This window comes from Leucobacter luti (assembly GCF_019464495.1).
GTDB classification, from domain to species: Bacteria; Actinomycetota; Actinomycetes; order Actinomycetales; family Microbacteriaceae; genus Leucobacter; species Leucobacter luti_A.
Map to the genome: position 1 here is coordinate 509854 of NZ_CP080492.1, position 24365 is coordinate 534218.

General features: G+C 64.7%; 20 protein-coding genes and 1 tRNA gene. 3 read left to right on the plus strand and 18 right to left on the minus strand.

The features are described 5' to 3' along the window. Nucleotides 1–79: 79 nt before the first annotated feature. Entirely contained in the window at nucleotides 80–979 is a 900-nt protein-coding gene (xrtR, locus tag K1X41_RS15910; protein WP_309478065.1) for an exosortase R, read from the minus strand. Nucleotides 980–1221: 242 nt separating this feature from the next. On the opposite strand from xrtR, the gene K1X41_RS02390 reads away from it, so the two are divergent. Then, nucleotides 1222–3771 (plus strand): helix-turn-helix transcriptional regulator, encoded by a 2550-nt coding sequence (locus K1X41_RS02390; protein ID WP_220175241.1) that lies wholly within the window; start codon nucleotides 1222–1224, stop codon nucleotides 3769–3771. Here K1X41_RS02390 and wecB read toward each other — a convergent pair. The 14 genes from wecB to K1X41_RS02455 form a co-directional block, all read right to left on the minus strand. Beyond that, nucleotides 3768–5036: a non-hydrolyzing UDP-N-acetylglucosamine 2-epimerase gene (wecB, locus tag K1X41_RS02395; protein WP_220175242.1), complete on the minus strand. Its 1269-nt coding sequence runs from the start codon at nucleotides 5034–5036 to the stop codon at nucleotides 3768–3770. The genes K1X41_RS02390 and wecB overlap by 4 nt on opposite strands. A gap of 46 nt (nucleotides 5037–5082) precedes the next feature. After that, entirely contained in the window at nucleotides 5083–5592 is a 510-nt protein-coding gene (locus K1X41_RS02400; protein ID WP_258566611.1) for a helix-turn-helix transcriptional regulator, read from the minus strand. Beyond that, nucleotides 5586–7658 (minus strand): hypothetical protein, encoded by a 2073-nt coding sequence (locus K1X41_RS15315; RefSeq protein WP_258566612.1) that lies wholly within the window; start codon nucleotides 7656–7658, stop codon nucleotides 5586–5588. The genes K1X41_RS02400 and K1X41_RS15315 overlap by 7 nt, the downstream gene beginning before the upstream one ends. 1156 nt (nucleotides 7659–8814) lie before the next feature. Next, nucleotides 8815–8887: transfer RNA gene (locus tag K1X41_RS02405), tRNA-Ala, on the minus strand. Nucleotides 8888–8991: 104 nt separating this feature from the next. Further along, nucleotides 8992–9360: a ribosome silencing factor gene (rsfS, locus tag K1X41_RS02410; RefSeq protein ID WP_309478066.1), complete on the minus strand. Its 369-nt coding sequence runs from the start codon at nucleotides 9358–9360 to the stop codon at nucleotides 8992–8994. A gap of 92 nt (nucleotides 9361–9452) precedes the next feature. Continuing rightward, nucleotides 9453–11144, minus strand: coding sequence for a hypothetical protein (locus K1X41_RS02415; RefSeq protein WP_220175244.1), 1692 nt, complete (start codon nucleotides 11142–11144; stop codon nucleotides 9453–9455). After that, nucleotides 11137–11712 carry a nicotinate-nucleotide adenylyltransferase gene (nadD, locus tag K1X41_RS02420; RefSeq protein WP_132204099.1) on the minus strand — a complete coding sequence of 192 codons (576 nt, stop codon included), beginning with the start codon at nucleotides 11710–11712 and terminating at the stop codon, nucleotides 11137–11139. Before nadD ends, K1X41_RS02415 begins: the two co-directional genes overlap by 8 nt. A 42-nt stretch (nucleotides 11713–11754) precedes the next feature. Next, the gene (locus K1X41_RS02425; protein ID WP_132203645.1) at nucleotides 11755–11964 is read right to left on the minus strand and encodes a hypothetical protein; all 210 of its coding nucleotides are present in this window, start codon (nucleotides 11962–11964) and stop codon (nucleotides 11755–11757) included. Between the two features lie 57 nt (nucleotides 11965–12021). After that, nucleotides 12022–13275, minus strand: coding sequence for a glutamate-5-semialdehyde dehydrogenase (locus tag K1X41_RS02430; RefSeq protein WP_220175245.1), 1254 nt, complete (start codon nucleotides 13273–13275; stop codon nucleotides 12022–12024). A 96-nt stretch (nucleotides 13276–13371) separates the two neighbouring features. Continuing rightward, nucleotides 13372–14154: a glutamate 5-kinase gene (gene proB / locus K1X41_RS02435; RefSeq protein ID WP_220175246.1), complete on the minus strand. Its 783-nt coding sequence runs from the start codon at nucleotides 14152–14154 to the stop codon at nucleotides 13372–13374. Beyond that, nucleotides 14151–15656: a GTPase ObgE gene (gene obgE / locus K1X41_RS02440; protein WP_132203651.1), complete on the minus strand. Its 1506-nt coding sequence runs from the start codon at nucleotides 15654–15656 to the stop codon at nucleotides 14151–14153. The genes proB and obgE overlap by 4 nt, the downstream gene beginning before the upstream one ends. A 71-nt stretch (nucleotides 15657–15727) precedes the next feature. Then, nucleotides 15728–15982: a 50S ribosomal protein L27 gene (gene rpmA / locus K1X41_RS02445; RefSeq protein ID WP_130455255.1), complete on the minus strand. Its 255-nt coding sequence runs from the start codon at nucleotides 15980–15982 to the stop codon at nucleotides 15728–15730. 31 nt (nucleotides 15983–16013) lie between these two features. Beyond that, the gene (gene rplU, locus K1X41_RS02450; RefSeq protein WP_132203653.1) at nucleotides 16014–16322 is read right to left on the minus strand and encodes a 50S ribosomal protein L21; all 309 of its coding nucleotides are present in this window, start codon (nucleotides 16320–16322) and stop codon (nucleotides 16014–16016) included. Nucleotides 16323–16466: 144 nt separating this feature from the next. Continuing rightward, entirely contained in the window at nucleotides 16467–18983 is a 2517-nt protein-coding gene (locus tag K1X41_RS02455) for an Rne/Rng family ribonuclease (RefSeq protein ID WP_220175247.1), read from the minus strand. A 315-nt stretch (nucleotides 18984–19298) separates the two neighbouring features. On the opposite strand from K1X41_RS02455, the gene K1X41_RS02460 reads away from it, so the two are divergent. After that, complete coding sequence (locus K1X41_RS02460) at nucleotides 19299–19910, plus strand: vitamin K epoxide reductase family protein (protein WP_132203655.1); 612 nt, start codon at nucleotides 19299–19301, stop codon at nucleotides 19908–19910. Nucleotides 19911–19946: 36 nt separating this feature from the next. On the opposite strand, the gene coaE is transcribed toward K1X41_RS02460, so the two are convergent. Then, nucleotides 19947–20549 carry a dephospho-CoA kinase gene (gene coaE / locus K1X41_RS02465; RefSeq protein WP_220175248.1) on the minus strand — a complete coding sequence of 201 codons (603 nt, stop codon included), beginning with the start codon at nucleotides 20547–20549 and terminating at the stop codon, nucleotides 19947–19949. Nucleotides 20550–20600: 51 nt separating this feature from the next. Here coaE and K1X41_RS02470 point away from each other — a divergent pair, with 51 nt between their 5' ends. Then, the gene (locus tag K1X41_RS02470) at nucleotides 20601–21215 is read left to right on the plus strand and encodes a DUF4126 domain-containing protein (RefSeq protein ID WP_220175249.1); all 615 of its coding nucleotides are present in this window, start codon (nucleotides 20601–20603) and stop codon (nucleotides 21213–21215) included. Between the two features lie 361 nt (nucleotides 21216–21576). On the opposite strand, the gene rpsA is transcribed toward K1X41_RS02470, so the two are convergent. Together rpsA and K1X41_RS02480 are read right to left on the minus strand one after the other, a co-directional pair. After that, nucleotides 21577–23025 (minus strand): 30S ribosomal protein S1, encoded by a 1449-nt coding sequence (gene rpsA, locus K1X41_RS02475; RefSeq protein ID WP_132203661.1) that lies wholly within the window; start codon nucleotides 23023–23025, stop codon nucleotides 21577–21579. 137 nt (nucleotides 23026–23162) lie between these two features. Next, the gene (locus K1X41_RS02480) at nucleotides 23163–24233 is read right to left on the minus strand and encodes a helix-turn-helix domain-containing protein (RefSeq protein ID WP_133616778.1); all 1071 of its coding nucleotides are present in this window, start codon (nucleotides 24231–24233) and stop codon (nucleotides 23163–23165) included. Between the last annotated feature and the right edge of the window lie 132 nt (nucleotides 24234–24365).

Genomic DNA, 24365 nt, shown 5'->3' on the forward strand with positions numbered 1-24365 from the left:
ACTGTGTGGCCTAGCCCGGTTCTGTGGTCCTGATGAATCAGGCTGGAACAGTTGAGGTGAGCGCGCGTCTCTCTGAGGCTTATCCGGCTGAGGGCTGGCGCATTACGATGCGGAAGAACAGCAGCAGCACACCGGTCAGCCCCAGCAGCATGAATGCGGTCCCAAACGGACCGTGCACCCACCCGAATGCGGCGTGCCCGCCGGTGCCCCAGGCATGGCAAATCGCCAGCAGCCGGAGCTGGTTCAGGATGATCATCGCGAACATCCCGACCACGGTGGCTCCGAGCACGCGAAGGAGGTGAGTACGTGGACTGAGCGAGAGCGCTGCGGCGAGAAACGCCACCGGCCCCAGGTACAGCGCGATCGCGCACTGGATGGTCACTCGGGCCACCAACCATTCCTCACCAAAGGTGAATCCGATCGCAGGACTTCCCGCACTGGTGACGAACATCGTGTCCTCCGCAAAAAAGCGGTCCAGGATCATCCTCGCCAGACGGGCTTCCCCTACCCGTATCGTTGACTCCTGCATCAGGATAAGCAAGCCCAGGGCGGCAAAAAGCAGCGCACAACTCACGTGTAGAGCTCTCCCAAAACGCGGGAACTTCTCGTCCCGGGCGACACGGCGTTCCGAGGCTGGGGACCGCCGATTCCTGCCCGGTTCTGTTGGCTGTATCAGTTCCACAGGGTCATCGCTACCGAACGTCGTCTCTTGATGAACAGCGCGGGCCATCAGGAAAGAAACCCGGAACCGTCTCCCCGCACCAAGGGGGAAACGGTAGGCTGCGCAAAGAACCTCCGGCTCCGCGCCTCTCGGAGCAGCAGCAGTCCCCCAACGACCAGGCACATCATCGTGAGGGTGATGCCGATGGTGAGCCAAGTGGCCGTTCCGCCCGTTGCGGCGAGCGCGGCACCTCCGATAGCACCGAATCCGAGCGGGGGAAGCTGATACATCTTTCTGGTCCAATCCGTGGGCAATCATCCTGGAGATATCCCCAAGCTAGGCCGCGGATTCGCCGAATCCGCGGCCCCTCCCGGTTGGGACGTGCCCCTTCCGAACAAGATCGGCGATTTGCCACCGTGGATACGTAGCGGGATAGGTGATCTACGTATCCCGCTGTGAGCGAGTTCCCGTTCCCGGCGGATTCGCGCACTAGCATGAGAACACCACACAAGGGGGCAGCATGAACACTCGAGCCATCGATTCAGCGCTCGGTCGAGGCGGTGCGCGCAGGGCTCCCGATCGATGTCGTGGGTGTCCGCTACAGCGGACGAACCTCGTATCTCACCGAAGTTGGTGACCGGCTGTCCGAGGACGGCTGGCAGGTCGTGTGGGTGCGGGGGAATGCGTCGCTGTCCGGGACCCCCTTCGGGATCTTGATGGCCGCCGGATTCCTCACGCAGAGCACCCCCGGACAGCTTCGGCCGACCCTGCCGCTCGCCGTGGATGCTCTAGCCGCCGCCGCACCTTCATCGCAGAGCGTCCTGCTCATCGATGACTGGGACGACCTTGATGAGGCCTCCTGGGGCGCCATCCTCGCGTTTCGGCAGCGCTCGGACTCCGGCATTGTGCTCTCCCGGGTTCTGGGCAGGGCGCCTCGGCTGAGCGCGCAGGGGGTCTACCCGGCCACACCCGGGAACGCGCTCGTGGCGCGAATCCCCGCGCTTACGTTTCGGGAGATGCGAGGGGAGCTGGAGCGACGGCTGGGCGGCCCGATCGACCATACAACCCTCACCCAGCTGTTCGCAAAGGCTGGCGGGCTCATTGGGGTGGCCTGCCAGTTGGTTGAGGTGGCACGCCTCACGGGTCGACTCGTCCAAGTGGAGGGGCTCTGGACCTCCGAGGGAGACCTGTGGAGCCCCGAGCTGATCGGGGTTGCCGAGTCGTGGCTGGAATTTCTCAGCTCCGAGCAGCGGGATGCCCATGAAATGCTCGCGCTCGCCGGGATCTGCGAGCTGGAGACCGTGCGCCGCTTTGCGGACTGGCCAACCTTGGAATCGTTAGAAGCTACGGAGCTGGTTCGCGTGCACTCCGCGGGCAGCCGGGTACTCGTCACCGCACAACCGCCGCTCCTGGTGGAGTACTATCGTCACCGCCCGCGTGCCATCCGAACGATTCGACTCACGGAGAATCTGCGCGGCAAGCTGGGTGCGGAGCCGGAAGTGCTCTCCCCGCATTCCACGCTCGGCGACCCCTCCCACGGGGACCTCGTCCTCGGCGGGGCTTCGCAGACCCGGCGGCAAGCTGCCGTCATCAGCCGTCTCGTGTACGAGCAAAACCGGACCCGTGCGCTGGTGGCTCGTGCAGACTGGCAGCGCACCCCGAGCGCAGCGAGCACAGCCAGCTACGCGCAGGCGCTCATCGTGAGCGGTGCCGATTCCGCCGAGATCGAGGCAGTGCTGGGCACTGAGCTTCCCGGTGCGCAGGACCGTGTGGACATGGTGTGGTTGATTCGGCTACGCGCGGAGTGGCAAGCATTTGCCCAGCTTGATTTGGTCGGAGCGCTACGGCTGCTGCACGAGATCCCAGAGGCCTGGGCACCCCTGCATCGGATGGCCGAGGTGTGGTCCGTATCGCTGCAGCACACCCTGCGCGATGTTCCGAAGAACTTCTCGGGGGCGCTCGATCTGGACGAGGAGCTGCCCGATTCACTGCGAATCAGCCTGCTCCGAGTGAGGACCAACCTGTTCACAACCCTGGGTCGTTTCGAGTCGGCCCTCGAGGCCATCGACGGTGCGGAGCGCTTTTCCCAGGAGGAACTGGGGTTTAGCATTGACTCGCTGCGCGGCGTGGTGCTCCTGGGGCTCGGCCACAGCGAGCAGGCGATGACCTGGTCGCGACGCGGGTACGAGGAGGCACTGACCGCACTTGATGTCCAGGCCCTGCGGGGGCATGCAGCGGCGCTGGTGTATGCCCTCGAGGCCGACGGGCGCTACGCGGAAGCCGAGGCGATCTTGGCCGTGGCGCTCCCTCTGAATAGCGCACCGCGGACCCTGGAGGTCACGGCAACGGAGGTCGCCCTACACGGCTGCGCCGGTTTGATCGCTGCGCGACGCGGCCGCAGGGAGGAGGCCATTCGACACGCCGAGGTGGCCGAGAGCTTCGGTTTGCCTGATGTCCCAGTGCTCCATGACTGCGTGCCCCTGCTGCGGGCCCAGTTACTCATCGGGGAAAACCGGATCTCGGAAGCCAAAGAGCTGCTCTGGCGGCGGGGACAGAACCTGTTCGAGCGCGGCTACCGGTTCCCCGGGATCCTGCTCCTGCTGACTGCACTCGAAATCACACCAGATCCGGAGCAACTCCGCGAGGTGACCCAACTGGCTGAGATGCTCGACGGGGAATTTGTGCACGGATATCTCGCAGCGGTGACACTGCAGCATGACCGGGAACAGCGTTCAGGTGAACTCGTCGAGGTCGCGGAGCGTTTGGTCCGCTCCGGGCGGACCGGACTCGCCCTATCGCTCCTCCAGCGCAGCAGCTCGGACAGCGATCCCGCCGCCGCCGCGCTCAGGGAACGGCTCTCCGCCGAGATTTTGTCACGGGCGCCCGAGCGGGTCTACGAGACCGCCCGGGTGCACCCCCGACACACCACCCTCACAGGCCGTGAGGGAGAGGTCGCCCGGCTGATCGCGCAGGGACTCGGCAACGCCCAAATCGCTGACCTCCTGGTGCTGAGTGTACGGACAGTGGAGACGCACGTCCACCGCATCATGCGCAAGCTGAACTGCGGGAGCCGGCAACAGGTAAGAGCGCTGATTCTCGGCCTGGGCTAGGCCACCGGAGCAGCGCTTTCCGGTGATTCTCTCCTGAACCGGCTTGCGGGGTGTTGGACGGACACTGCCGCGACCGCTTGCTCCGGCGTCGCGCCAGCCGCGAGCGCCAGACAGAGTTCCGCGATGCGCTCGCTCGCCCGACCGTCCCCGTAGGGGGACGCAGTCCGTCGGAGCTCACGCTCCCGGTTCCGATCTGCCAGGATCGCCAGTGCCTCCGCCAGCAAATCGGCTTCAGGGGGCACCAATCGAGCAAATCCCGTCTCGATTGACTCCGGCCGTTCGGTGCTGCGTCGAACGACCAACAGCGGTTTCTTAAGGACGGTGCACTCCTCTTGGAGACCGCCCGAGTCCGAGAGCAGCAGCCGAGCTTCGCGTGCGCTCTCAAGGAACTCCGCATGCGACACCGAGGGAACCACGTCCAGTAGAGTTGCTCGTTCCGCCAACCCGAATCGGGTGATGGCCGCCCGAGTCCGGGGGTGAGCCACCAGACGGACTCCAAATCCCCGATCACACAGCGCCGCGAGGGCGTCCAAGATGCGGCCGAGCGCCGCGGCCGAATCGGTGTTCTCTGGACGGTGAATCGTCGCAAGCACATCCGGGGCCGCCTCGGCTGCGGCCCGGCTGCCCTCACGGCCCGAGTCGAGATCCGCGAGTGACTCCCAGGTCGACTCCACAATCGTGTTCCCAGTCACCAGCACGCGCGCCTGGTTGATCCCCTCAGCACGCAGGTTCTGCGCGTTATGCTCCGTCGCGGCACAGTGCACATCGGCGATCACGCCCGTGACGAGACGGTTCACCTCCTCCGGCATGGCTCGGTCTTGGGAGCGCAGGCCCGCCTCCACGTGGAGCACGGGAACCCCAGCGTAGTGCGCCGCCTGTGCCCCGGCCGACACCGAGTTCGTGTCCCCCTGCACGACAACCACCGCGGGCGGTCGCTCGGCAAACTCGGTGGAAAGGGCGGCCAGTGCCGTGGCAATCTGCATGCCCCGGCTCGTGCCTCCCACACCCGAGATGAACAGGTGCGGGTTGGGTAGCCGGAGCTGAGTAAAAAGCTGAGCGGACAATTCCGCGTCGTAGTGCTGACCGGTGTGGATGAGCCGAGCCCGCGACCCGAGCAAGCGGATCACCGGGGCGAGCTTGATGATTTCTGGGCGTGTCCCGAACACCACGGCGATGTCCCCCGCGCCGAGGATCTCCGAACGCGCCGTGACCGGGATAGGCTCCGAGGAGGCGCTTTCTGGTGGCAAGAAGTTTCGGGTGTGCATCGTGTCAACCTATTCTGTCTGTGGTGGTCGGGGGCAGGCCGAGGGGTCACTCGGAGAGCACGCTGGATACCTCTGCCCGGTTGCGCGCGCCCGTCTTGCGCAGGATGCGATGTACGTGGGTTTCCACGGTGCGAATACTGAGCACCAGGGTCTCTGCGATCTCCCGGTTGCTGCGCCCCGCGCCCAGGAGCAGAGCAACATGATTCTCACGCTCTGTGAGCTGCACCTGAGTTCGAAAGCGCACCGATCGGTAGGGACCATCCGTGAGCGTTCGTTCGAACGCTCTGCGGTGTCCGGCCACCACGGGGTCTCCCCCGTCCGGGAAGGCGTCCACGTCCCAGCTGTTCGCCTGATCGTAGAGGTGCAGGGCGAGGCCGCTCAGCCCAGCGTTGCGCAACTGCACGGCGAGCGCGGGAACCTCCGTGGCCGAGCGCCGCTCCAGCGCTCCGAGCGCGGCCAGGACGAGCCGACCTGCGGTGACATCCGTCTCAGCCAGACGGGCACCGAGTGCATCGCGCCTAGAAACGGACGGGGCGATTTCAACCGAGCTCAGCATGTGGAAGACTGCGGCGTAGCTCGCGCCCCGTGCCCAGAGCGCCTCGCCCGTGTCCCACAGGGCGTCCGCCGCCCCCTGAGTCCGGTTTTGGTGCACGGCTTGGGTGGCCTTCGCCCACGCCCGCCCCTGCATAGGGAGGGCGCCTTCCGGGAGCCGCGCCTGTCGCATCGTGGCGAGATGGCCCTCTGCCCGATCAGGGTGTCCAAGCCGGAGCGAGAGCGCCGCAGCCACGCTTTCCAGCATGAATCCGGCGGTGCTTGCCTCGAGGAATCGCGGGGTCCCCCGAGCGCGAACACTGAGGCTAGGAGCCGCTCCAGAGCCTCGAGTCGACCGTCTCCCAACAGACAGAGGGCGAGCACAGCGGCATGGGTTCGCTCGCGGTCCGCAGACAATGCTCTCCGGGCCTGCTCCAACCCGGCCCGGGCCCAGCTCTCCGCAGCGCGAGCCTCTCCGAGGCCGATCGCCGCGACCGCGTCGAGCGCCTCGAGCTCCGCGTCGACACCATCGGTGCCGTCCCCGCTGGGCCGAGACCGGGTGAGCTCGTCTCGTGCCAATCCCAGGCGCCCCGTGACCACGAAGAGCAGCACCCGGCCGCGCCGCAACACATCACGCACCCCGTCGGACAGCGCTTCGTCGTCGGCCAGTGTGCGCTCAGCGTCCGCCGGCACCCGGTCAAAACGGATTCGGAGCATCACCGCGGCGGCCGCGGTCGCCCGCGCCCACGGGCCGAGGACCGCGCCCTCCGCCTCCAGTTCCGAGAGGGCGCCCGAGAGGTCCCCGGAGCTGGTGACACGCCACTCGGCCCGGAGCATCACCAGCTTCGCGGTGTCCTCGGCATTACTCCCTCGACCCGCGTGCAGCAGTACGGCCTCAATCTGAGCGGCTGGAGCGTCCGCACTCGCCAGCGCTCTCGCGAAGCGGACTGCGGATCCAGCATCTTGCAGAAGCTCCCAGGCAGCGCCAGCACTTCTGGCACGGTTCTGCTCCTGTTCCTGAACCAATCGGGCATGCACCAGGTTGTGCTCCGAGGAGGGCGGCCACCCCGGAGTCCGATCGCCCGGGAGGAAGCGTCGACCGCTGTCCGGGGCGCCGGTTCCGCGCGCGATGCGTTCCTGTAACCGAAGCCGTCGCACAGTAAACGGCTGCTGGCGAAAGTACTCGCCCAGAAGCGGGGGGAACACTGTGATGAGACGGCGTCGATCGGTTGTCGCGATGCGGAGCAGACCCCGCTGTTCGAGCCGCTCGATGCTGTCCCAGCCGATGAGCGCTGCCAGAGCGTCGCCGTCTGCCGTTTCCGCGAGGGAGAGGGTCTCCGCGTCCTCTCGGAGTCCCGCAGTGAGCGAGATCAGCAGGGTGTCGATAACTCCGCGGAGGGAGGGATCCCAGAGGTCCCCGGTGACCGTCCACACACCGCGCAACTCGCTGAGCCGGCCGTTCTCCAGGGCTGCGTCTACGATGCGCAGGGCCAGTCCGACGATGCCACCCGACTTGACTAGGATGCGCGCTGTGGTCCCAGGGTCGACGGCACCGCCCAGGCGATCACTCAATACGAGCCTCAGATCCTCAAAGTCCAGTCCCGCCAGCTCCAGGGTGATCGCCGGCTGCGAGGAAGGCGAGGCGCCACCACGGCGCCGCTTCGGAGCGCCGCCGATCTGAGCGATGCCGCGCACGACCGGCGTTCCGTGCATGCTGCGCATCGCTTCAATCACCGACCAGGAGGCCGCATCGACCCAGTCGCTCTGGTCAATAATCACCGCAGAGCGCTGCTGAGAGGTGCCGAGTACCTCTTCGATGCTCTGCCCCAGCGTGGGCACGATGCCATGAGGGAACCGAAACCCGGAGGCAAACAGACTCCCGTATGGGGTCTCCCGAAGCGCGGCTACTCCCCGCAGCCGGATTATCCGCCAGCCTTGTTCTTCGGCCCGGTGCGCCAGCTCCTGCAGAAAGCGGCTGCTTCCGATGCCGCGGGATCCGAGCACATCGAGACTGCGTCCCGTGTGCAGGACGGCGCAGGCACGGCGCAGCTCCGGTTCGCGTCCCCGAAGGATTCGGGACGGTCTGAACATGGGTGCCTCCTCATCGCTATGGCCGGTCGTGAACGCGGTGGGACCCAGTCTGGGACCGGATCCCACCGGTGAGAATCAACCCCGGAGCCTGCACGGAGTCACCTTCACCAGCTGGGATAGTTGACCTCTCGGGCCTCGATTCTTTTGGGGGAACCGCGACGCGGGAGGTGACTCTCAGTGGACATCGCCTCACCACGATCTGGTCTGGGCGGCGCCCCTTCGCTCTCCCAGTGTGGGGCGGGAATACCCGGAGCGGTCCTGCCGCGGGGACGAAGCCGAGTCGTGGCCACCGATCTGCGTACCCCGAGCCGCATGTGTCCATGGTGCGAGCCGACACCGTAAGTAGTGATGCGACCGGGGAGACCTCAGAAAAGCCGGTGCGCCTGCACCACGGCGAAGCTGGGGCAAAATGGCTACGCCACAACTCCGTCTCTACCGCACAACCAATTCCAGCCGGAGCTTCCTGTCAGCCAGATGCGCGAGTTACTCGCCGCGGTGATCGGGGCGAACGGTGTGCTGATCGTTGCGGGCGAAACTGGTTCAGGCAAGACCACATAGCGGTCCAAGATCGCGCTCTCGCTCGGCCGCGCCCGGATCGTGCACACCCCGCTACCCCGCTTTGAGGCCCGCTCGATCTCCGAACGAATCGCAGAGGAGCTGGTCGACGAGCTCAGCAGGATCGTCGGTTCCCAGGTGAGCTTCAGGGACCAGGGTTTGGCGCGCCTGCCGCGGCACTTCCGCTCTACGGTCGCCCCACCGCGGTGAGGCAACACCAGGTGTTCGAGAGGGACCGCACGCAGGGAGCTCGCCGGGTCATTCTCTCCACCAATCTGGCGGGCACGATCCCCTGGCACCCGGGATCCCCGCTACGTGGTGGACGCCGGCAGCAGGTAAGAGCGCTGATTCTCGGCCCGAGTTAGGCCACCGGAAAAGCGGTTCTGCTCTACGCCAAGGTCGATTTCCTGGCTCCGCTCGGCATCACTGAGCGCGAAATCCTGCGCGCCTGCCTCGCCTCGCCTCGCCGACCCTGCTGACCAGCAAATCCTGGGGATCTGAGGGGCACGATTCCCTCGGAGTGAATGCGCGGTGTTCACAGAAATTGCCTGGCACCGCCAATACCAAAACAGCCCCGCCGAAGCGGGGCTGTTCACACGAGTGGATCTGAGGGGATTCGAACCCCTGACCCCCTGCATGCCATGCAGGTGCGCTACCAACTGCGCCACAGACCCGTGGAAGTCGGAGGAATACTCCCCCGACAACTCCTCTACTCTACTATATTCACCCCACGGCGCCGCAAATTGTGCGATCCCGGGCGTGCCCCAGCAGCGTAGACTTATTCGTTGATCGAGACGGGGGCGGTTGCCACCGCTGGGGTCTCGATCATGGCAGAAATATCAATGACCGGGCAGTCCTGCCAGAGCCGCTCAAGCTGGTAGAAGTCACGTTCTTCCTGGTGGAAGACGTGCACGAGGATGTCACCGAAGTCGAGCAACACCCAGCGGCCACTTTCGCGCCCTTCGCGGCGGATCGTGCGCACCCCGGCTTCGTTGAGCTCATCCTCGATGGCGTCCGAGATCGCCTGGACATTGCGCTCAACGCTGCCAGTAACGATCAGGAACGCGTCAGCGAGGCCGAAGTGCTCAGTAACTTCGAGCGCGACGGGTGCGACTGCGCCTTTTTCATCGGCAGCGCGAACCGCCAACTGAAGATCGGCCAGAAAGTCGCGCCGTGGAGTGGTCTGCGTGTTCAGTGTGTTTCCTTTGATTGGTCGTCGAGCGAGCGAGCGAGGATCGGCTAACCGAACATCCCGTTGCTCGCACCCCAAATCCCGAGCGCCACGACAGCGAGCAGGAGCCCGCCACCGGTGAGCGAGAGCACGAGGGGCAGTTTACTGTGTTCCTTCGCCGGTTTTGCGACGACGGGAATGCTGGAGTCCATCCGTGCGCTGACTGCGCGGCGGGCGGAAATGGGCGCCGGGCCTTCACCAGTGATCTGCGGATCCCCAGTCAGCTCACCGGTGATCGGATCCATCTCGATGGAGTCGTGCAGCGCCGAGTGGCCGCCCGTCTCACCCAACGATTTCGGCAGTTTCAGTGAACCTGTGACGTACAGTTCCCCGGTACCACCGAGCGGACCGGTGAGCCCGCCGGTATCCTCAGGCATTGTCGGCAGGATCAAGGCTGAGGTGTTGGTTCCACCGGCAGAGCCCTCTTGCGCGACCGCTCGCGAGATGAGGTCGTCGAAGTCGCCCTGTTCTTCGGGTGTCCCAGGCGCAGTGAGATTGCGAGTCGCGGGATCATCAAAGACGGATCGCCACTCTTCTGGCGGAGCAATATCCGGGAACGAGTAGCTCGTCTTGGGTGCGGTCTCGGGCTCGGGCTTCGCCGGAGCGGCCTCGGGCTCGGCGACCGCGGCAAACGCGATCGTCTCATCGGGAACCACGGGCCCCGTAACGGGCTCCGGCACGACCTCGGCCGTGATGGGCTCAGCTGCCGGAACCTCGGGTGCTTCCTCCACGACTACAGCCTCGACCGTTTCCACGATCACCTCGGCAGCGGGCGCAGGATCGGTCTCACGGCTTGCCTCATCAGCGACGTCCACAGCTTCCGCAGCTTCCGCAGGAGCATCGGCGGCAGCAGCGTCTTCGACCGCAGCAGCGTCTCCCGCGGCGGACTCATCGGCACCACGGCTGCGCTTCCAGGGGAAGCGACGCTTCGTCTTCGCGGCGGGCTCGGCTTCTTCGGCGGCCGGAGCCGTCTCCGAGTCCTCGGCCGAATCAATCGTTTCGGCCGAAGGCGCGACAGGCGCCGCAATTGGAGTAGGCAGTTCAGCCTCGGCGGCGTCCGCCTGGATCTCAGCCACCGCATCAGCGGGGCCGTCAGTCCCAGCAGCTGCTTCGGCCTGCTTCTCAGCGGCCCGCAGTTCCTCAACGGTGAACGGCTCGGTGGGAGGCGACATCAGTGAGTCGAAGTCCATCTCACCGGTCAGCGGCTTCACCACGACCGGTTCGGACGCAAGCTCGGCCTCAACCCGGTTATCCGCAGACTCCGCAACGGGTGCGTCAGCGACGATGTCCTCGCGCTCGGCAGGAGCCTGAGCGGGCTCCTCCACCGCGGCAACCTCGACGGCGGGCTCCTCGGCAGCTGGCTCCTCAGCCGCGCTTTCCGCCTCAATGGCGGGAGCTTCCGCCTCAACGGCGGGCGCTTTGGTCTCCTGCGGAGTTCCCGATTCGGCGCTCTGCGCTGCAAGTGCTTCCTCGCGCAGCTGACGCATCTCGCGCCGGCTGCGCGGCGTTCCATCCTCGTGGAACGGGGAGATCTCAATCTCGCCCTGCTCCGTGGCGCTCGGCGCTGGGGCCTCCGCCGCGGAGGGGCTATCGGGCGCGAGCTCAGTAACTTCTGAGAGATCAAGCGCGCCAGTCTCGCCCATCTCCCGCAAACGCAGCTCACGGCGCGTCAGCGGTCGTTGTTGGTCCTGCTCACTCATCCTCAGTCGCTTCCTCGGTGTACAGCTCGTGCTTTGCAATGTACTGCACGACACCGTCCGGCACGAGGTACCACACCGGATACCCCCTCGCTACCCGCGCACGGCAGTCTGTTGACGAGATCGCCAACGCGGGAACTTCTAACAAGCTTACGTGCTCACCAGACAATCCTGAAAGCGAGAGCTCATGTCCCGGCCGAGACACAGCAATGAAGTGGGCCAATTCCCACAGCTTGTCTACATCTTTCCAACTCAGAATCTGCTCAACAGCGTCCGCGCCCGAGATAAAGAACAGCTCGGCTTCGGGATACATCTGCCTGAGATCGCGGAGCGTATCGACCGTGTAGGTCATTCCGGAGCGGTCGACGTCCACGCGACTCACGGTGAATCGCGGGTTCGATGCCGTCGCGATCACCGTCATCAGGTATCGATGCTCACTGGGCGACACATTGGTCTTTTGCCACGGCCGCCCAGTTGGCACGAAAATGACCTCGTCGAGCCGAAAGCTCTGTGCGACTTCACTTGCCGCGACGAGGTGTCCGTGATGGATCGGATCAAACGTTCCGCCCATCACCCCAATGCGACGCTTCGAAGTCACAGTCTGGTGGGGTGGTTAGTGCTGGTCAGCGCCGTGCTCGCGCGCGTACGCCTCAGCCTTCGGCGAGTGACGGTTCGCAACGTCGCGGAATGCGAACGTAACGATCGCGAGCGCGGTGAAGGCAGCAAAAGTAATCAGGCCGAAAACGGGGGCCGGGAACGGCAGCTCGTTGACGATGTGGGCGCCCTCTTCCGAGGCTACGGCGATCGTGGCGAGAAGTGACATGGAAACCCCTGCATTCGTGACGGTATTGGATACTACGCTTCAGTGTACCGCGTCTGCTTAGCGGATCTGCCCGCCGCCACGCACCAGCCACTTGGTGCTCGTCAGTTCAGCGAGCCCCATCGGGCCGCGGGCGTGCAGCTTCTGCGTCGAGATTCCGACCTCGGCACCAAATCCGAATTCGCCACCGTCTGTGAAGCGGGTCGAGGTATTCACCATCACCACCCCAGAATCCACTTCTGCGAGGAAGCGCTCGGCATTCGCGTAGTCCTGCGTCACAATCGACTCCGTGTGATGGGTGGAGTATCGCGCGATGTGGGCAATCGCTTCATCGAGTGAGTCCACCACACGGATCCCCATCTCGAGCGCAAGGTGTTCGGTCGCCCAGGTCTCGTCATCTGCCTCGGCGATCCCGTCAAGGCTTGCGCGAGCGGCGCCGTCTCCGCTGAGGGCCACACCGGATTCCTGCAGTTCTCGGGCGAGTCGTGGCAGCATGCGCGCTGCCGCATCCCGGTGCACGAGCAGCGTTTCTGCTGCATTGCACACGCTCGGCCGATGCGTCTTCGAATTCGTCACGATCGCGGCCGCCATCTCTTCGTCTGCGGTCGCATCGACGAACACGTGCACGATGCCCGATCCAGTCTCAATGACCGGCACCGTGGACTCCTGCACCACCGTCGAAATCAAGCCGGCGCTCCCCCGCGGGATGAGCACATCGATGTAGCCGCGAGCGCGCATCAAACGCGACGCACCCTCACGTCCGAACTCGTCGATCGTCTGCACGGCGTCGCCGTCCAAGCCCACACTTGAGAGTGCGCGCTGGATCAGGTTGACGAGTACCCGGTTGCTGTTCTCGGCAGCGGTGCCCCCACGCAGCACCGCCCCGTTGCCGCTCTTGAGCGCGAGTGCGGCAATGTCGATCGTGACATTGGGACGAGCCTCATAGATTGCTCCGACGACGCCAAACGGTACCCGCACCTGATTGATGCGGATTCCATTTGCCAGCGTTGAACCTCGCAGCACCTCCCCAACTGGATCAGGGAGGGCGATCACGGTGCGCACGGCTGCCGCCAGCCCAAAGAGGCGTGTTTCGTCGAGCCGCAGGCGGTCGAGCAGGCCGTCGCCGATTCCGTTCTGGGCCCCCAGAGCGAGATCCTTGGCGTTTTCCGCCACAATCTCTGGGACGCTCGACTCCAGCGCAGCAGCAATGGCCTCCAGCGCGGCGTTTTTCTGCGCGGTGGTGACGGTCGCGAGCGACTTGGCGGCCACCCGGGCGCGCTCAAGCTGTGCAAGGAAGGGATCAGCGTTGGTCATGATCCCACCTTAGCGGCTCGCCGGCCACCGAGTCTTTCATGCGCTATGGTGCGCCCCAGTCCAGACGCGCAGTGACGTCTGAGCTTGGAGACTCAGCTACGCAGGATCCGGCCGCCCGTCGAAGCGGGTTCCGTGCGTCGCCCCATCAAGGACAGCGGGGAACAGCTTCGTCTCTGTGAGCAGCACATGCGTACCGGCGTCCGCAGCGAGCCGTGCGGCCTCAACTTTTGTGGCGGCACCTCCCGTGCCCCAGCCTGATTGCACTGCCCCAATTTCGATTCCGTCGAGCGCATCCCCATAGGGGACGTGCGGGATTCGCTCCGCGCCGACCACCGTCGGAGGTGCCGTGTACAGCGCGTCAACGTCTGAAAGCAGCACGAGCCGGTCCGCTCCGATCAGCCGCGCGACGAGAGCCGCAAGGCGATCATTGTCGCCAAAGCGGATCTCGTGGGTGGCGACGGTGTCGTTCTCGTTGATAATCGGGAGAATTCCGAGCTGCAGCAGTCGTTCGATCGCCCGCTTCGCGTTCCCACGGTGCGTCGGGTTCTCCATATCGTGCGCCGTGAGGAGCACCTGCCCTGCGATGATCTCGTGGCTACTCAGCGAACGCTGGTAGCGATTGACCAGAATGTTCTGGCCGACCGCGGCAGCAGCCTGCTGTGTCGCGAGGTCATCAGGCCTGGCCGCAAGATCAAGAAACGGAACTCCGGTGGCGATCGCCCCGCTCGAGACGAGAATCACCTCGGCTCCGGCAGCGTGCAGGCGTGCGAGCGATGAGACCAGAGTCGGGATCTGGGCGGCGTTGTCGCCGCTGACCGAAGAAGAGCCGACTTTGACGACGACCCGTCGTGCGCCGAGGAGTTCGTCCCCGACGCTCACGACTCTTCGCTCCACATCCCCGATTCCCGCTCTCGTTCGAGCTGAGCGCGAGCTTCAGCCTTCGCGTCCATCATGCCGTGATACTCGTCACGGCGCTCTTTGTTCGTGCGACGTGGAGTCGCCTCGAACCGAGCGTCCGATCCGCGCGCACCCATCTGTACCTCGGCAGCGCTCGTGAGAGTCGGCTCCCAGTCGAACACGACGCCTGCGCCCGGCCCGATCACCACAGCAGATCCGGCCACGGCACCAGCCTTGACGAGTGCGTCGTCGATGCGGAGTTTCTGCAGACGATCAGCGAGGTAGCCCACGGCCTCGTCGTTCGTAAAGTCAGTCTGCGCCACCCACCGTTCAGGCTTCTCACCCAGGATCCGGAAGATCGTTCCGTAGGTGCCACCCTCCGTGACAATGCGGAATCCGCCATCGTTCACGGCGCGCGGCTTCAGCACAATGCGCGGCTGCTCTGGTGTCTCAGCCAGTTGCTTCGCCCGTGTTTCCTCAACGAGTTCACCGAGTGCATAGCCCAGCTCACGGAGCCCCTCATGTGAGACAGTCGAGATCAAGAACACACGGTAGCCAAGCGCTTCGAGTTCGGGGCGAACAAACTCCGCGAGCTCACGCGCTTCGGGCACGTCGATCTTGTTGAGGGCCACAAACTGAGGCCGCTCGAGCAGCGGTGTCTGGCCCTCGGGAACGGGGTAAGCGCCCAGCTCTGCGCGGATGACGTCAAGATCTGAGAGCGGATCCCGATCCGATTCGAGCGTCGCACAGTCGAGTACGTGCAACAGCGCGCTGCAACGCTCAACATGGCGCAGGAAGTCGAGTCCGAGCCCCTTACCCTCACTCGCGCCCTCGATGAGCCCGGGAACGTCAGCGACGGTGAACCGTGCCTCGCCCGCTTGAACGACACCGAGATTGGGGTGCAGCGTGGTGAATGGGTAGTCGGCGATCTTCGGCTTGGCCGCGCTCATCGCCGCGATCAAACTCGATTTCCCGGCGGACGGGTAGCCGACGAACGCAACATCGGCGATCGTCTTCAATTCCAGCGTCAGAGAACCGGCCCAGCCTTCAGTGCCGAGCAGTGCAAACCCGGGGGCTACACGCTTTGCGCTCGAGAGCGCGTTGTTCCCGAGGCCACCCAAGCCGCCCTTGGCCGCGATATAGCGCATGCCGGGCTCGGTCATATCGATCAGGGTCTCCCCCGCCGAATCCTTCACCACTGTGCCGATCGGAACTGAGAGGATCAACTCCTCACCGTTCGTCCCTGCGCGGTACCCGCCTGCACCGTAGCCACCGTTTTCAGCCGTAAGGTGCGGGCGGCGGTGGTACTCCAGCAGCGTGGTGACCTGCGGATCAGCAACGATCACAATGTCGCCACCGTTGCCTCCAGCACCACCGTCGGGGCCCGCGAGCGGCTTGAACTTCTCACGCCGGGTCGATACACACCCGTTCCCGCCTCGTCCGGCCTGGAGGTGCACCTGCACCTGGTCAACGAATGTCACCATGCTGAGAAAATCCTTCGGTAGATACGGCAAAAGGCGAGCCGAAGCCCGCCTCGCCGTCGAAAAGCCTGTGGTTAGGCTGCGGAAACGATGTTGACGACCTTGCGGCCGCCCTTCGCGCCGAACTCGACTTCGCCCGCCGAAAGGGCGAACAGTGTGTCGTCCTTGCCGCGGCCGACGTTGACGCCGGGGTGGAAGTGGGTTCCGCGCTGACGCACGATGATTTCGCCTGCGTTGACCTGCTGGCCACCGAAACGCTTCACGCCGAGGCGCTGCGCGTTCGAGTCGCGGCCGTTGCGGGTGGAGCTGGCGCCCTTCTTATGTGCCATGAGTCTCTACTCCTTGAATCGTAGGTAAGCGTTACTTGATGCCGGTGACCTTGAGGCGCGTCAGATCCTGACGGTGCCCCTGGCGGCTCTTGTAACCGGTCTTGTTCTTGTATCGCTGGATCACGATCTTCGGTCCGCGGAGATCATCGAGGACCTCTGCCGTGACCTTCACCTTGGCGAGCGCTGCCGCGTCGGTCGTGACCTTCTCGCCATCAACGAGCAGGACGGCGGGAAGCTCAAGCTTGCCCTTTGCGTCACCTGCAACGCGATTGACGGTAATGATCGAGCCGACCTCGACCTTCTCCTGACGGCCGCTTGTGCGCACTACTGCGTAAACCACTTGTCACCCTTTTCTTGAGGATTGTCTTTCGTGTCGAAGAGCGGCCGCGCCGACTTCGAAGTCTGAGGTGTCGCCGCCGGAGCAGCACCAACGCTCAATAATATCTTGATGCACCTGTGATGGTCAAATAGGCGCACCCGCGTGTCACTCTTCTTCGTGCTCCTTGCGACGCACCGTCGCCTCCAGCGCCTCGGCGAGCGCGAGCTGCGCCGCCTGGGCGTCATCGGGACGCGCATCGTTCCCGGTACGCAGCGGAGCCGTTGAGACGCGGCGATTCCGCGCCCGTCCGGTTCCCGCGCTCGGGGCGTCGGGCAGCGCATTCAGCACAGAATCGAGCAGGTTTCCGCCCGACGCCGGCTGTGCGTGCTGCACGGGAGCTGTGAATGATGAACCCGCGTCATGCTCAGCTTCGACGTTCCGCGCTGAGCGGGCAGGAACTCGGCCCGTGGCGCGCTGGCCGCGCTGCTGCTGCGCCGGCTGCTCAGGCTCGGACACGTGGCGTTCGGAATCTTCCTCGTGTTTCGAGGCCGGGATCGTAGAAGCTGCAACCTGAGCGAGCATATTCTTCGCGCCATCAGAAATCGCGTGCGTCTGCGCCGCAGTCTTTGCGTCCTGATGGTGCTGCTGCGGCTGCGGGGTCTGCTGATGCTGCTGCTGGCCATTGCGACCGCTGCGCTTTGAACTCCGAACCGGTGCTTCGCTGCGATGCTTCGTCACGGGCTCATGGTGCACGATGACACCGCGGCCCGCGCACACGTCGCACGGCTCACTGAACGATTCAAGCAGCCCCAGACCCAGCTTCTTACGGGTCATCTGCACGAGGCCGAGCGAGGTCACCTCGGCGACCTGATGCTTCGTACGATCACGGCTCAGGCACTCCACCATGCGGCGAAGCACAAGGTCCCGATTCGATTCGAGCACCATGTCGATGAAGTCGACGACGATGATGCCACCGATGTCGCGTAGCCGAAGCTGACGCACGATCTCCTCGGCGGCCTCCAGGTTGTTCTTCGTCACCGTCTCCTCGAGGTTACCGCCCGAGCCAACGAACTTCCCGGTGTTCACGTCGACCACGGTCATGGCCTCGGTGCGGTCGATCACGAGCGATCCGCCAGAGGGAAGCCAGACCTTGCGATCGAGCGCCTTGGCGATCTGCTCCGTGACGCGATACTCGTCGAACACGTCCCGCTCACCGGTGAAGCGCTCGACGCGCGGCAACAGATCTGGGGCGACCTGCGACAGGTAGTTCTCGATCACCGTGTAGGTGTCCTCGCCCGAGATCAACAGGCGCTGGAAGTCTTCGTTGAAGACGTCTCGCACGATCTTGATCAGCATGTCTGGCTCGGAGTGCAGCAGAACGGGCCCGCCACCCTTCGCAACACGCTTCTGGATCGATTCCCACTGACGGGTCAAACGCTGCACATCGTGCGTGAGCTGATCCTCGGTGGCTCCTTCGGCCGCGGTGCGGACGATCACGCCTGCGCCGGTAGGGAGCACCTCTTTGAGGATCTTCTTCAGGCGCGCACGCTCGGTATCGGGCAGTTTGCGCGAGATCCCGTTCATGGCCCCACCGGGCACGTAAACCAGGAAGCGACCTGGCAGCGAGATCTGGCTCGTGAGCCTCGCACCCTTGTGGCCCACGGGATCTTTCGTGACCTGCACGAGAATCTGATCGCCCGGCTTGAGCGCATTCTCGATCTTGCGTGCGGTGTTGCCGCCCTCGAATTCAGACCAGTCCACCTCGCCGGAGTACAGCACGGCGTTGCGTCCTCGGCCGATATCAACGAAGGCCGCTTCCATGCTCGGGAGCACGTTCTGCACGCGACCAAGGTAGACGTTGCCAATGAGCGAGCTTTCGCTCGAGCGTGCCACGTAGTGCTCAACAAGAACTTTGTCCTCGAGCACACCGATCTGCACGCGATCCGCCGTGGTGCGAACGATCATCTCGCGGTCGACTGATTCACGGCGCGCGAGAAACTCGGATTCCGTGATCACCATACGGCGGCGGCCGGCATCGCGGCCGTCACGGCGACGCTGCTTCTTCGCTTCGAGACGCGTCGAGCCCTTCACCTTCTGGGGCTCGGTGATCAGCGGCGCCTGGCGGAGCGGGCGGCGAGGAGCCTCGTCCTCGGAGTGCTGCTGCTCGCTGCCACCGCTACGACGGCGGGTGCGGCGATTCTCAGAGCGCTGCTCGCGTTCTTCCTGCTCGACCTCTGGCTGCATGTGCTGGTCGAGAATGTCGTCGAGCTGACGCAGCTCGCTGGGGCGGAGCTCGCTGCGGCGGGGGCGCGGTGGAACCGGCGGCACGTCAGGCGCGAGAAAGATCAGCCGGGTCGTCGCACGGAAACGTTCCTGCGGCGACATGTCGGCGAGCGGCAACACGAGCTGCGGATGAGCCGACGCCTGAGGACTCTCTGGTGCGGCCGAGGCATCGGCTGCATCCTGAGTCACATCGGCGGGCGCCTCAACACCCGCGTCAGCTGCGTCCGCTGTGGCTTCATCCGAGTCGGCAGCTGCGTCGGGGACGACGTCCGTCAACTCGGTCGGTGTCTCGTCCGCCTGCGTTGCCGGAGCGATTCCCGCCCCGACCTCCTCGGGCGCTTCTGAGCCCGCATCGCGCTGCGGCTCTTCGTTCGGTTCTGATGTGGTCTGCTTCACCATTCCTGGTGTCTCCTTATACCCGGAGAAAGTCTTGCTCGCTCCGGCAATTCTTCTTGCGGGGAACCCGCGAATCCTGTTCTCCGCGGATGCCAACCATCCGCGCTCGGTCGTTCTTCGACCGGTGACGACCAGGAGGCCGCCAAAAGACTGTGCGTGCAGGCCCTGTTCAGGGTGCCCAGCACCGCACTTCATTATGTCACGGACTACTGGGAATGCGCAGTAGCACCACAGCGCACGTCGCCGAACCGGACGCCACAGACGCCATTCACCGCGCACTCACGGGAATGCGCAGGCGCCACAAGTAGGATCAGGCATATGAGCACTGAACCCCGCGTCGCATCGCGCCCAGTCGGCTTTGCCATCTTCACCATCATTGCTGGCGCGATCGGTCTATTCGCGTCCTGGGAGCTCCTCACGGAGTACATCAAGACGCTGCAGCAACCGGGGTACGTGCCCAACTGTGCAGTCAGCATTCTCGTGACGTGCGGCCCCAACATGGGCTCGTGGCAGGGCTCGGTGTTTGGGTTCAGCAACACCATCATTGGCGTCGCTGCTTTCATGGCTCCGATCTTCGTGGGCGTCGCGCTCCTCGCAGGGGCAACATTCGCGCCGTGGTTCTGGCGGGTCTACCAGCTCGGTCTGCTCGGCGGATTCGTGTTCATTTGCTGGCTGTTTACGCAGAGCGTGTTCTCCCTCGGTACGCTGTGCCCCTGGTGCATGGTGGTGTGGTCAGTCATGATCCCACTGTGGTGGTTCACTGCGTTCCGCCCCTACGCCGTCGGAGACATTCCGGTGTCCGAGCGTGCGCGGAGCGTGTTCACGCAGCTCTCGTCGTGGACCTGGGTGATCGTGCTCCTGGTCGTACTCGTGCTTGCGTTCATCGCGCAGATCCAGCTCGACTGGCTCGCGGAGTTCTCTCGCGCGTAGGCGAGACCGGTCGCTCTGCTCGGAAGCTCCTGTCGGTCAGTCCCCCACGAGCCGCGCCCAGAGCGCGTCGACCTGCGCAAGTGTGTGCGCTTCGCTCTCAGAGGTGTCGATGAGCACGTCAGCAACCGCCCGGCGCTCGGCGTCGCTCGCCTGATTGGCGATTCGGCTCCGAGCGTCTGTCTCCGCCATACCTCGCAACTGCACGAGCCGCTCGACACGCAGGTCCGCGGGAGCATCGGCGACGACGACAAGGTCGAATTCCATCTCCCGCGCGGCTTCAACAAGCAGCGGAATCTCGTAGACCACGACGGCATCTCCCGATTGCGCGCTGGCGTCAGCGAGCGCGCGCTCGTAGAGCCGCCGCACCTCAGGGTGCACAATCTGGTTGAGGGCCGCGAGAGCCTCCGGATCCTCAAACACGATGGTTCCCAGTGCGGCGCGATCCAGCTCACCGCGCTCGTCGAGCACTCGATCAGCTCCGAACCGAGACACTACGCATGCCAAGCCGGGAGAGCCAGGAGCGACAGCGTCGCGCGCGAGCTGATCCGCATCAATCCGGATCGCGCCGAGCGACTCGAGCCTGCGTCCGATAGTTGATTTCCCAGAGGCAATGCCCCCGGTGAGCCCGATCACCTTCATGGTGCTAGCGTAGCGGGACGTCCCCGATACTCCCCACCACCGGAGGCAGGCATGCTCGAACTCGTGACCGGCGCAACACTCGCGGTGTCCGCAGGGCTGAATGCCTATATTCCACTCCTGGGTCTCGGGCTCCTCTCCCGGTTCACCGACGTGGTCCAACTCCCAGCGGGATGGTCCTGGCTTGAGAACGGGTGGGCACTCGGGATCCTGGGTGTGCTGCTCCTCATCGAAGTGCTCGTCGACAAGGTGCCTGCCCTCGACACGGTGAATGACGTGCTGCAAACGGTGGTCCGCCCGGCCTCTGGTGGCATGGTCTTCGCGGCAGGATCCGCGAGCGACACCTTTGCTGTTCCGGATCCGGCGAGCTTCGTCACCTCAGCCCAGTTCTGGCCGTTCGTGCTTGGCATCGCAATCGCGCTCGTGCCGCACCTGCTCAAAACGATTGCCCGACCGGTGCTGAACGCGCTGAGTGCCGGCGCCGGCGCCGCAGTTGTGAGCTTCTTCGAAGACGTCGGGGCGATGCTGCTGACCGTGCTTGCTGTGATCGTGCCGCTTGTCGCACTCGCCGGTGTGGCACTCATTCTCGTGCTGCTCATCCGCCGCCTGAGTCGCGGGCTCCGAGAGCGTGCCGCCCAGCGCGCCATGCCGATCTCGCCCCCTGTCTAGCACCCCGTCTCCCCTTCCCTCCCTTCCGCACTCCCCCCTCGATTTCTCACCTTCGTCCTGACGGGCCCCAGCTGGTCGCCGGGGAGGGGGCCGCCGGAGGCCCGACGGAGGCCTGGCGGGCCTGTCTGAGAAACATCGGCACACTGCTCAGGCTCGCTGAGATCGCCGGCGCGGAGATCTCCGGGATCGCGGGATCGCGGGGATCACGGGGATCACGGGGATCGCCGAGGATCCGCCGGGGATCGCCGGAGTCAAGCTTCACACCTCGCGCCTCGAGACTCGGACATCCCGCCCCTAACGCCCGGGAACGCCGAAGGCCCGGCCACCGCGAACGGTGACCGGGCCTTCGAACTACTGGGGGTTAGTTACCCTCGAGCTGCGCCTTCAGCGCGGCGAGTGCCGCGTCGTCAGCGAGCGCACCGGACGAAGCCGAGTCGCTCGAGAAGCTCGAGCCGCCAGCCTCGGACACAGCCGGGGCCGCGATGACCTCGGTGAGCGAGGTAGCAACCTGCTTCTTGTGTGCTTCCCAACGCTCCTGTGCAGCTGCGTACTCCAGCTCCCACTTCTCGCGCTGAGTCTCGAAGCCTTCCTTCCACTCCTGAGTCTCAGGATCGAAGCCCTCGGGGTACTTGTACTCGCCGTTCTCGTCGTACTCCGTGGTCATGCCGTAGAGTGCGGGATCGAACTCGGTGCCCTCGGGGTCAACGCCGTCGTTCGCCTGCTTGAGGCTGAGCGAGATGCGGCGACGATCCAGATCGATGTCGATGATCTTGACGAAGACTTCCTGGCCGGCCGAAACGACCTGCTCAGCGAGCTCAACGTGCTGACCCGACAGCTCGGAGATGTGCACGAGGCCCTCGATGCCGTCTGCAACGCGAACGAACGCGCCGAAGGGGACGAGCTTCGTGACAACACCCGGGGCGATCTGACCGATCGCGTGGGTGCGAGCGAATACCTGCCAGGGATCTTCCTGCGTAGCCTTCAGCGAGAGCGAAACGCGCTCGCGATCCAGCTCGACGGAGAGCACCTCGACGGTGACTTCCTGGCCCACCTCGACCACGTCGGAGGCGTGCTCGATGTGCTTCCAGGACAGCTCGGAGACGTGCACGAGGCCGTCAACGCCGCCGAGGTCAACGAACGCGCCGAAGTTGACGATCGAGGAGATAACACCCTTGCGAACCTGGCCGGGCTTGAGCTCGGCGAGGAAGGAGGAGCGAGTTGCGGACTGCGTCTCTTCGAGGAGTGCACGACGCGAAAGCACAACGTTGTTGCGGTTCTTGTCGAGCTCGAGGATCTTGGCCTCGATCTCCTGGCCCAGGTACGGGGTGAGATCGCGCACGCGGCGGAGCTCGATGAGCGAAGCCGGGAGGAAGCCGCGGAGTCCGATGTCAACGATGAGGCCACCCTTGACGACCTCGATGACGGTGCCGGTGACGACACCCTCGTTCTCCTTGATCTTCTCCACGTCGCCCCAAGCACGCTCGTACTGAGCGCGCTTCTTGGACAGGATCAGGCGACCTTCTTTGTCCTCCTTCTGGAGCACGAGTGCCTCGACCGAATCACCGACCTGGACGACCTCATCGGGGTCGACGTCGTGCTTGATGGACAGCTCGCGCGAGGGGATGACGCCCTCGGTCTTGAATCCGACGTCGAGGAGCACCTCGTCGCGGTCAATCTTCACAACGGTGCCCTCGATGAGGTCTCCGTCGTTGAAGGACTTAATGGTCAGTTCGACCGCTGCAAGGAAGTCGTCGGCTGAGCCGATGTCGTTTACTGCGACCTGCTTGCTCGTGGTCGTTGCGTTCGTCATGTAATTGGTCTCCAGAATGGACAGGATAGTCAGGCGGGAGCGCGTTGACCCTCGGGTCTCGACGTGAGAAGTGAGGCACGTCCCGCATATGGACATGGTTGAGTCGCCACAAATGTGACGGTTCAGTCTACCTCGATTCAGGATCGCTGAGCAAGCGCTGAATTGCGGCGATTCTGGGCCACCAGAGCGGCCACAGCGAGGACCACCGCGATCAGCACGAACGACAGCACCAGGATCACCTGAATGTTCGACTGAATGGTGTCGGTGCTCCAGATGAGCAGCTCAGGATTCCAGCTCCAGGGCTCACCGACCACGCGCGAAACCGCCCACTGCATCGTCGGCACGGTCGCAGCCGCCACGACCGAAACGAGCGCTGCGGCCCAGAGCGGTGAGCCAGGCAGGTAGCGAATGATGAGCGCAGACAGCCAGAGCGGGATCGCGCCGATCGCTGCGAGCGGCAGCATGACGCTCGGCCACGCTTCAGGCTGCCCGGTCGCCAGGGCGACAACACCGAGGAACAGCACAAGCGCTACGGTGTCGATCGCGAGCGAGAGCACTGTACGGTGGCGAGTCAACGGCGCAGGCAGCGGCGCGATCCGAAGCAGAATCGGCACAAAAATGAGCAGCAGGCCAAACAGCACCGCGGTGATTACGAGCCAGATCCACGGCCCGCGCGAGAACTGCGCCCACACCACAGTCATCAACACGACAAAACTCACGAGGGCTCCCCCGAGCACGGCCCACCCCCGCTGCGGAACCTTCAGCAGCGGCAGCGTGGTGAGGCAAAACGCGAGCGCGACAGCGGGGAGCACGATCCAGAACCAGCTGAGCGTGTGAGAGACCGATATATTCACGATGAAACAGCTCAGGATCGCTGCCGCATACGCGATCCCGGTGCTCCAGAGAATCGCGGATCGCCAGCCGCGGTACGCTTTCGCGTCGCGTTTGTCCGCGCGCCCCTCGTGGTCTTCACTCGCGCCGAGCAGCTCCTGGCCGGTGACGCCGAGTTCCTTGGCGAGCGCCTGCACCATCGTGATATCCGGGTAGGAGAGGCCGCGCTCCCACTTCGAGACGGCGGACTCAGTGACGTGGAGCCGAGCCGCAAGCTCGCGCTGCGTGAGACCGGTGGCGCGCCGGCGCTCGGTCACGAAGCGACCGAGATCGCGGCGCGTAATGTCTGGGCTCATCAGTAGGGTCTCCGTGTTCATAGTTGTATGACACCACGTCGGAGCGGGTCACAACCACGAATCCGCGTATTTCCGAGACTCGACCGTTCGGCCAGTCCCGGAAATACGCGGATTTCGGGTGGTGCTGCGGTGCAGCGGGGGTTATTGTGCGGT